Origin of the sequence: Nocardia aobensis NBRC 100429, from assembly GCF_000308375.1 — a bacterium.
GTDB classification, from domain to species: Bacteria; Actinomycetota; Actinomycetes; order Mycobacteriales; family Mycobacteriaceae; genus Nocardia; species Nocardia aobensis.
Window position 1 is genome coordinate 1 of the sequence record NZ_BAFQ01000132.1, and the last position, 8,317, is coordinate 8,317.

The window sequence follows — 8,317 nt, forward strand, 5'->3', positions numbered from 1 at the left end:
ATCGACGTCGAGATTCAGGCTCGGATCGTCGGCGAGCTGATCCACGGTGCGGGCGTGTTCGAGCGTGAACGGGCCGACCCGGGTCCGACGCAACGCGGTCAGATGTCCACCGACCCCCAGCGTGGCGCCGAGATCGCGGGCCAGGGCACGGATGTAGGTGCCCGAAGAGCAGTCGACCTCGACGTCCAGATCGACGAATGTCGTTGCGCCGGTGTCGATATCGCGACGACTCAGAATGTCGAACCGGGAGACCGTGACCGGCCGGGCAGCCAGTTCCACCTGCTCGCCGGCCCGGGCGCGCGCGTACGCCCGTTCGCCGTTGACCTTGATCGCGCTGACCGTCGAGGGCACCTGTTCGATATCGCCGGTGAGCGCGGCGACGGCGTCGGCGATATCGGCGTCGGCGATATCGACGTCGGCGATATCGACGTCGGCGACATGGGCGGCGGGGATGGTGGCCAGCACCTCCCCCTCGGCATCGTCGGTGACGGTGGCCTGGCCGAGGCGGACGGTCGCGGCGTAGGACTTGGTGGTCAGGCTCAGCAGGCCCAGCAGTTTGGTGGCGCGCTCGACACCGAGCACCAGCACGCCGGTGGCCATCGGGTCGAGGGTGCCGGCGTGGCCGATCTTCCTGGTGCGCAGGATCTTCCGGCAGCGCGCGACCACGTCGTGGCTGGTCTGCCCGCCGTCCTTGTCGATGATGAGCAGCCCGCCGAGCGGATCGACGACCGCCTCGCGTTCGGCCATCAGCCGGCCACGATCGCGGTCAGGATCAGCCCGTCGGTGATCGTCCAGCGTCCGTCGAAGGCGGTCAGCGGCGCACCGCCGTCGACGGTCTGCCCGGGAACCAGCAACGCACTGCGGAAGGTGCCGGCGGTACCGGTGTCGTCGACGGTGAAGGTGATGTGGGCGTCCTCGAAACCGAGCCAGCGCTGCGTGAGCGGGAACCACGCCTTGTAGGTGGCCTCCTTCGCGCAGAACAGCAGCCGGTCCATATGCAGTCCGGTGGCGGGGATCGCGCCGCGCAGCCAGTCCCGCTCGGCGGGCAGGCTCACCGAGTCCAGCACGCCTTCGGGCAGCGTGTCGTGCGGTTCGGCGTCGATGCCGACCGACCGCCAGCGCAGCCGATGTGCCAGCACCGCCGCCCGGTAACCGTCGCAGTGGGTGAGACTGCCGACCACCCCGCGCGGGAACAGCGGCATCCCGCGCTCGCCCTTTCCGATCGCCACCGGTGGCTCGCCGAGCTGGGCCAGCGCCAGCCGCGCACAGTGCCGGGCGCCGATGAAATCGCGCCGCCGCTTCTCGACGGACTGCGCGATCAGATGTTCCTCACCGGGATGCGGTTTCAGATCCTCCGGATACCGCAACAGCTCCGCCGCGGCCACTCCCGCGGGCAGAATGCTGCCGATGACGCGCGCCTGTTCCTCGATGACCGCCTCCTGAGTCGCCCCTGTCTGCGCTACGAGCCTAGCCGGACTCCGCAGAGCCGCCCGTCGCAGCGGGGGTATCGAAAGTATGTTCGAAGTGGAGTAGTCTCCCGCGCATGGAGCTCACCCCGCTGGAGTACGCACGACTGAACCTGGAACAGGTACGAGCCCAACTCGTCGACGCGGCGGCCTTCGACAAGGCGCTGACCCCCGATCAGCTCGAGCGGGCCGCGTGGAAAATTCGCGAGGGCCTGCGAATCTATCGCGAGCACACCGAAACCCACCCGGCGAGCCGGCCCGGCGGCGGCTGCCTGGACTATCGGGGAGCACGCCGGCGGCCGTGGTGAAGCGCCAGGTCAGCGCACGCCGCGGCGGCGGTCGGCGAGACGGCGCATCTCCGCGGCGGCTTCCCGCATCTCCGGGGTGATCTTGAAGTGGCCACCCCATTCGTTGAGGTCGCCGGGACCGTATTCGGGGGCGGGCAGGATCTGGCGCAGTAGTTTGTCCGGGAGTCCGCGGCGCTGCCATTCGCGCGGATAGCCGAGGGAGACCTCTTCGAACCGGACACCGTCGTAGAAGGTGGTGCGCGGAATGTGCAGGTGGCCGTAGACCGAGCACACGACGTTGTAGCGGGTATGCCAGTCGGCGGTGTCCTCGGTGCCGCACCACAGCGAGAACTCCGGATAGAACAGCATCCGGGTGGGTTCGCGAAGCATCGGGAAGTGATTGATCAGCACCACCGCGGTGTCGGGCTCCAGCGCGTCGAGCCGGCGCTTGCTGTACTGGACGCGGGCCCGGCACCACGCGTCGCGCGTCAGATAGGGGTCGCTGGCCAGCAGGAATTCGTCGGTGGCGACCACATTGCGGTCCCGGGCGATGGTCAGGGCCTCCGCCTTGGTGTGCGCGCCCTCGGGCATCCACGAATAGTCGTAGAGGATGAACAGCGGCGCGATCGTCACCCGTCCGCCGTACTGTTCGGCGCCCGCGCCCTCCCACACCGGGAACTCGTCCTCCGGGGTCACCACATCGAGGTCGCGGCACAGGGCAACCAGATAGTCGTACCGGGGAGCACCCTTGATCTGCACGGGATCCTTGGTGGTCGTCCACAATTCGTGATTGCCCGGAACCCAGATCACCTTGGCGAAGCGTTCGCGCAGGGTGCGCAGCGCCCAGCGAATGTCGTCGGTCTTCTCCCCCACGTCGCCGGCGACGATCAGCCAGTCCTCCGGCGAATCCGCGCGGATCTGCTCGACCACCGGCTTGTTCCCCTGATGACCGACATGGATATCGCTCACCGCCATCAACTTAGGCATCACCGTTCCACCATCCCATGATCATCGTCGTGCCGGCACACCCGGCCCACGCGTGCGGGCATACCCGCCCCCGGAGTCGGCGAACAGGCGCCGCGACCATCGACCGGGCTCGCGATGCGCGGTCATACCGACCGGGGAATCTCGGTTCCGGTCCGGGCCCAGCGTCCCGACAGCGCGCGAGCGCCGACCGCGATCATGCGCAGCAGGATGAACGCGCTCAGCCCGGACCAGATTCCGGCGATACCCCAGTCGAAGCTCAGCGACAGCCAGATGGCGGGCAGGAAACCCAGCAGCGCCGCGGCCATCGTCGTGTTGCGCAGATATGAGGCGTCGCCCGCGCCCAGCAGCACGCCGTCGAGTGCGAAGACCACCCCGGCGGCGGGAATGAGTGGCACGAAGAACCACCAGATGACACGCACCCGATCCAGGACCGCCGGATCGTCGGTGAACACCTGCGGGATGACGGTGTACCCGGCGGCGAAGACCACCGCGAGCACTACCGCGAAGAGGGTGGACCACAGCGTGATCCGGCGCGCCAGCACGCGCGCACCGGAGGCGTCACCGGAGCCCAGCGCCGCACCGGTGAGGGTCTGCGCCGCGATGGCCAGCGAATCCAGCGTCAGGGCAAGGAAATTCCACAGCTGCAGCACGAGCTGGTGGGCGGCCACCGAGGCGGCGCCGAACCGGGCGGCGACCGCGCCGGCGGAGACGAAACATGCCTGGAACGCCAGGCTCCGGACGATCAGATCCCGGCCGAGCACCAGCTGCGCGCGCATGACCCGCGGATGCGGGCGCAGCGGCACCCGCCGGCGCACCAGCGCGGCCACGAACAATCCGCCCGAGACCATCTGCCCGGCCACATTGGCCACTGCCGAGCCGGCCAGTTCCATCCGGGGCGCGCCCAGCAGGCCGTGCACCAGCAACGGGCACAGCAGTGCCGAAACAAGCAGTCCCGCAATCACATACACCAACGGCCGCCGCGTCTGCTGCACACCGCGCAACCAGCCGTTACCGGCCATGGTCAGCAGGATCAACGGGACCCCGAACAGCGCGATCCGCAACCAGCGCAACGCCTCGTCCGCGATATCGTCGCCCCCGGCGATCACATCCACGACCGGTCGTGCGAACACCTGCAGCACAACGACGATCGCCAGTCCGGCCGCCACGGCGAGCCAACTGGCTTGCACCCCTTCGGCGACCGCGCCGCGTTCGTCACCGGCGCCGTGGCGGCGCGCGGAGCGGGCGGTGGTTCCGTAACTCAGGAACGTCAACTGCGTGCTGACCTGTCCGAGTATCAGACCGCCCACGGCGAGGCCGGCGAGCGCCAGCGCCCCCAGCCGACCCACCACCGCCATATCGAACAGCAGGTAGATCGGTTCGGCGACAAGCACTCCCAGTGTCGGGATCGCGATGCCGAGAATGCGGCGCGGACCCGCATCGTGAACGGTAGAGCTGCCGACGGCGTCGTCCACCGCCATGGTCAGCTCTCCCGGCCGAGCGCCAATTCCGCGAGCAGATCGCCCACCACGTTCTCGGCGGTGCCGTGGGTGGTGTAGCCGGCGGCGTAACGGTGGCCGCCCCCGCCCAGACCGGTCGCGACGCGGGCGACGTCGACGGCATCACCGGTGCCGACACCGCTGTCGCGCGAACGCAGCGATACCGTCCAGCAGCCGGCATCGGTGCGGGACTGTTTGAAGACCGCCGCCACATCCGCCTCGGCGGTGGTGCGGACGACGTCGATGACGCTTTCCACCTCCTCCGACCGCAATCCGTCGGAGTCGTCACTGTGGACGAAGGCGTAGACGAGTCCGGCGCCGCCGGCCGCGCGCGGTTCCAGCCGCGCCGATCCGAGCACTCGCGACAACATCGGCAACCAGCCGAAGGGATGGGTGTCCATCAGCGTGCGCGTGATTCCCGCGCCGTCGATTCCGGTGGCCAGCAAACGATCGGCCAGCAGATGGGTGCCGGGACCGCCCCAGCGGAAACACCCCGTATCGGTGACCAGACCGGCGAACAGGCAGTGTGCGATGTCGCGGTCGATCTCCTCACCCCAAGCGTCGAACAGCCGCGCCAGCACACTGGTGGTGGACTCCGCGGTCTCGTCGATCAGGTTCACATCGCCGAAGCGGGTGTTGGAGCGATGGTGGTCGATCACGACAGTGGTTGCGGCGCCGTCGATTCGGTCCGCGAGCGCCCCGAGGCGCCCGACGCTGCCGCAGTCGACGGTGACCAGCACATCCACCTGCGCCGCGACCTGTCCGGCCGGCACCAGATACTCCACGCCCGGCAGCGAGCGCATCGATGCCGGAAGTTCGGCCGGCTCGGCGAACGACACCTGTACCGGCACCCCGCGCCGATGCAGCACCTGCGCCAGCGCCAGCCCGCTGCCGACGGTGTCGGCGTCCGGCTGCACATGACACAGCACGGTCACCGATCGCGCGGCCGCCAATACCTCGACGGCCGCGGCCGGATCCGCCGACGACGTCACAGCTGTCATCTCCAAGCTCGATTCTCCGGCGACAGAACCGGGACGCCGCGTCGCGAACCCGGCCCGTCCACCGCATCGACCGCCGTGGCGGTCAGTCTTCCTCGTCGGGGTCGGGTTTATAGGGATCGGCGTCGCCGGCATGGGTGGCATTGGCCGCGACCTGCGCCACCTTCTCGTCGGCCGCACGGGCCTTCGCCAGCAGCTGTTCCATCTCGCGCGCCGCATCCGGCACGGTGTCGAGGACGAAACTCAGCGACGGCGTGAACTTGATCCCGGTAGCCGCGCCCACCTTGGAGCGCAGCACCCCCTTGGCCTTCTCCAGTCCGGCCGCGGCGCCCGCGAAATCCGGTTCGGCGGCGAGGGTTTCACCCATCACCGTGTAATAGACGGTCGCCTCCCGCAGGTCACCGGTCACCTTGGCATCGGTGACGGTGACGAAACGCAGCCGCGGATCCTTGATCTCGTATTCGATCGCCGTCCCGACGATCGTGACGATCCGCTTCGCGAGTCGGCGTGCCCTGGCCTGATCCACCATGGCGGGCCCTCCTCACTTGTCATTCAGTCTTCGGGTCCGAAGATGCGGCGGCGTACTGCCAGCAACTGTAACTCCGGACGGGCCGCCACGTGGCGTTCACACTTGTCCAGCACCGCTGTGAGATGTCCCATCTCGGAGCTGACCAGCGCGACACCCAGCTGTGAGCGGCGGTATTGATCGTGATTCCCGCCCTCGACCGCGCTGACGCCGAAGCGCTGCAGTTCGGCCAGTATCGGGCGGATCACCGACCGCTTTTCCTTCAACGAGTGCACATCGCCGAGCAGGATGTCGAACTCCAATGCACCGACGAACAACGGCTCACCTCTTCACATGTCGCGACGGGCGCCCGGCGAAACGAACGTCACGTTCGGTCGATGTCTGCACCGAACGTGACGTTCGTTCACCGTGGACGACTCAGTCGCGCGGCTTCTCCCGAAGCTCGTAGGCCTCGATGATGTCGCCTTCCTTGATGTCGTTGTAGCCCAACGTCATACCGCATTCGAAGCCCTCGCGGACCTCGGTGGCGTCGTCCTTCTCGCGACGCAGCGACTGGATCGTCGTATCGGCGATCACCACGCTGTCGCGCAGCAGGCGGGCCTTGGCGTTGCGCTTGACCGTCCCGGAGGTGATCATGCAGCCGGCGATGTTGCCGAACTTCGAGGAGCGGAACACCGCGCGGATCTCGGCGCGACCCAGTTCGGCCTCTTCGTAGATCGGCTTGAGCATGCCCTTGAGGGCCTTCTCGATCTCGTCGATGGCCTGGTAGATCACCGAGTAGTAGCGGATGTCCACACCCTCGCGGTTGGCGAGTTCGGTGGCCTTGCCCTCGGCCCGGACGTTGAACCCGATGATGATCGCGTTCGACGCCGAGGCCAGGTTGACGTTGGTCTCGGTGACACCACCGACACCGCGGTCGATGACCCGCAGCCGGACCTCGTCGCTGATCTCGATGCCGAGCAGCGCCTCTTCGAGGGCCTCGACCGTACCGGAGTTGTCGCCCTTGAGGATCAGGTTGAGCTCCGAGGTCTCCTTCAGAGCGGCATCCAGATCTTCCAGGCTGATCCGCTTGCGGCTGCGCGCGGCCAGAGCGTTGCGCTTGCGCGCATTGCGCCGGTCGGCGATCTGGCGGGCGATGCGGTCCTCCTCGACGACGAGCAGGTTGTCGCCCGCGCCCGGCACCGAGGTGAAACCGATGACCTGCACCGGACGCGACGGCAGCGCCGCGTCCACATCCTCGCCGTGTTCGTCGACCATGCGGCGGACGCGACCGTAGGCGTCACCCGCCACGATCGAGTCACCGACGCGCAAGGTACCGCGCTGCACCAGCACAGTGGCCACCGGACCACGGCCGCGGTCCAGATGCGCCTCGATGGCGACACCCTGGGCGTCCATATCCGGGTTGGCCCGCAGGTCCAGTGCGGCGTCCGCGGTCAGCACCACGGCCTCGAGCAGGGCTTCGATATTGGTGCCCTGACGCGCCGAGATGTTGACGAACATGGTGTCGCCGCCGTACTCCTCGGCCACCAGGTTGTATTCGGTGAGCTGCTGGCGGACCTTCTCCGGGTTCGCGCCTTCCTTGTCGATCTTGTTGACCGCCACCACGATCGGCACGTCCGCGGCCTGCGCGTGGTTGATGGCCTCCACCGTCTGCGGCATGACGCCGTCGTCGGCGGCGACCACCAGGATCGCGATGTCGGTGGCCTTGGCACCACGGGCACGCATGGCGGTGAACGCCTCGTGACCCGGGGTGTCGATGAAGGTGATCAGGCGCTCTTCGTCGTTGACGTTGGTGAGGACCTGGTAGGCACCGATGTGCTGGGTGATACCGCCGGCCTCGCCCTCGCGGACGTTGGTCTTGCGGATCGTGTCCAGCAGTCGGGTCTTACCGTGGTCGACGTGACCCATGACGGTCACGACCGGCGGGCGGACCTGCAGGTCCTCCTCGTCGCCCTCGTCCTCGCCGTAACTGAGGTCGAAGCTCTCCAGCAGCTCGCGGTCCTCGTCCTCGGGCGAGACCACGTGCACGACGTAGTTCATCTCGCCGCCGAGCAGCTCGAAGATCTCGTCGTTGACCGACTGGGTCGCGGTGACCATCTCACCGAGGTTGAACAGCACCTGTACCAGCGAGGCCGGGTTGGCGTTGATCTTCTCGGCGAAGTCCGACAGCGAGGCGCCGCGAGCGAGACGGATGATCTCGCCGTTGCCGCGCGGCAGCCGCACACCGCCGACCGACGGTGCCTGCATGTTCTCGTATTCGGCGCGTTTCGCCCGCTTCGACTTGCGGCCCTTGCGGGGGGCGCCACCGGGACGGCCGAAGGCACCCGCGGCACCGCCGCGACCACCGCCACCACCCGGACGACCACCGCCGCCACCGGGACGACCGCGGAAACCACCGGCCACGGGCGCACCCGCGCCACCGCCGCCACCGGCACCGCCGCCGCCGCGGTAGTTACCGCCGCCGCCACCACCGGGACGACCGCCGCCGCCACCCGGCGCACCGCCGGGACGACCCGGACGACCCGCCGACGGGCCCGGACGGGCCGCACGAGCGGGC

At 68.5% G+C, this 8,317-nt stretch carries 9 protein-coding genes; 1 reads left to right on the forward strand and 8 read right to left on the reverse strand.

Annotated features, from left to right (window positions below; all coding sequences use genetic code 11):
* On the reverse strand, positions 1-747 hold a 747-nt coding region (gene truB / locus RJ03_RS16510), incomplete at its 3' end, for a tRNA pseudouridine(55) synthase TruB (protein WP_036503356.1).
* Positions 747-1,385: a 4'-phosphopantetheinyl transferase Npt gene (gene npt, locus RJ03_RS16515; protein WP_269750228.1), complete on the reverse strand. Its 639-nt coding sequence runs from the start codon at positions 1,383-1,385 to the stop codon at positions 747-749. The genes truB and npt, both read right to left, overlap by 1 nt.
* A 158-nt stretch (positions 1,386-1,543) precedes the next feature.
* On the opposite strand from npt, the gene RJ03_RS16520 reads away from it, so the two are divergent.
* Complete coding sequence (locus tag RJ03_RS16520; RefSeq protein ID WP_036503363.1) at positions 1,544-1,774, forward strand: DUF6374 family protein; 231 nt, start codon at positions 1,544-1,546, stop codon at positions 1,772-1,774.
* Between the two features lie 9 nt (positions 1,775-1,783).
* Here RJ03_RS16520 and RJ03_RS16525 read toward each other — a convergent pair whose 3' ends face one another.
* The 6 genes from RJ03_RS16525 to infB form a co-directional block, all read right to left on the reverse strand.
* The gene (locus tag RJ03_RS16525; RefSeq protein ID WP_086007265.1) at positions 1,784-2,743 is read right to left on the reverse strand and encodes a metallophosphoesterase family protein; all 960 of its coding nucleotides are present in this window, start codon (positions 2,741-2,743) and stop codon (positions 1,784-1,786) included.
* Between the two features lie 119 nt (positions 2,744-2,862).
* Complete coding sequence (locus RJ03_RS16530) at positions 2,863-4,218, reverse strand: MATE family efflux transporter (RefSeq protein ID WP_051024766.1); 1,356 nt, start codon at positions 4,216-4,218, stop codon at positions 2,863-2,865.
* Between the two features lie 2 nt (positions 4,219-4,220).
* Entirely contained in the window at positions 4,221-5,237 is a 1,017-nt protein-coding gene (locus RJ03_RS16535; protein WP_036503369.1) for a DHH family phosphoesterase, read from the reverse strand.
* Between the two features lie 82 nt (positions 5,238-5,319).
* Positions 5,320-5,763, reverse strand: coding sequence for a 30S ribosome-binding factor RbfA (gene rbfA, locus RJ03_RS16540; RefSeq protein WP_036503370.1), 444 nt, complete (start codon positions 5,761-5,763; stop codon positions 5,320-5,322).
* Positions 5,764-5,786: 23 nt separating this feature from the next.
* Positions 5,787-6,077, reverse strand: a complete 291-nt coding sequence (locus tag RJ03_RS16545; RefSeq protein ID WP_036503372.1) for a DUF503 domain-containing protein — start codon at positions 6,075-6,077, stop codon at positions 5,787-5,789.
* Between the two features lie 100 nt (positions 6,078-6,177).
* Positions 6,178-8,317: translation initiation factor IF-2 (gene infB, locus RJ03_RS16550; RefSeq protein ID WP_036503376.1), on the reverse strand; the 2,140-nt coding region annotated here is incomplete at its 5' end.

Coding starts and splice junctions, on each gene's coding strand:
- RJ03_RS16520 (WP_036503363.1), top strand. CDS start 1,544: ATGGAGCTCACCCCGCTGGAGTACGCACGACTGAACCTGGAACAGGTA.
- rbfA (WP_036503370.1), bottom strand. CDS start 5,763: ATGGTGGATCAGGCCAGGGCACGCCGACTCGCGAAGCGGATCGTCACG.
- RJ03_RS16535 (WP_036503369.1), bottom strand. CDS start 5,237: ATGACAGCTGTGACGTCGTCGGCGGATCCGGCCGCGGCCGTCGAGGTA.
- RJ03_RS16530 (WP_051024766.1), bottom strand. CDS start 4,218: ATGGCGGTGGACGACGCCGTCGGCAGCTCTACCGTTCACGATGCGGGT.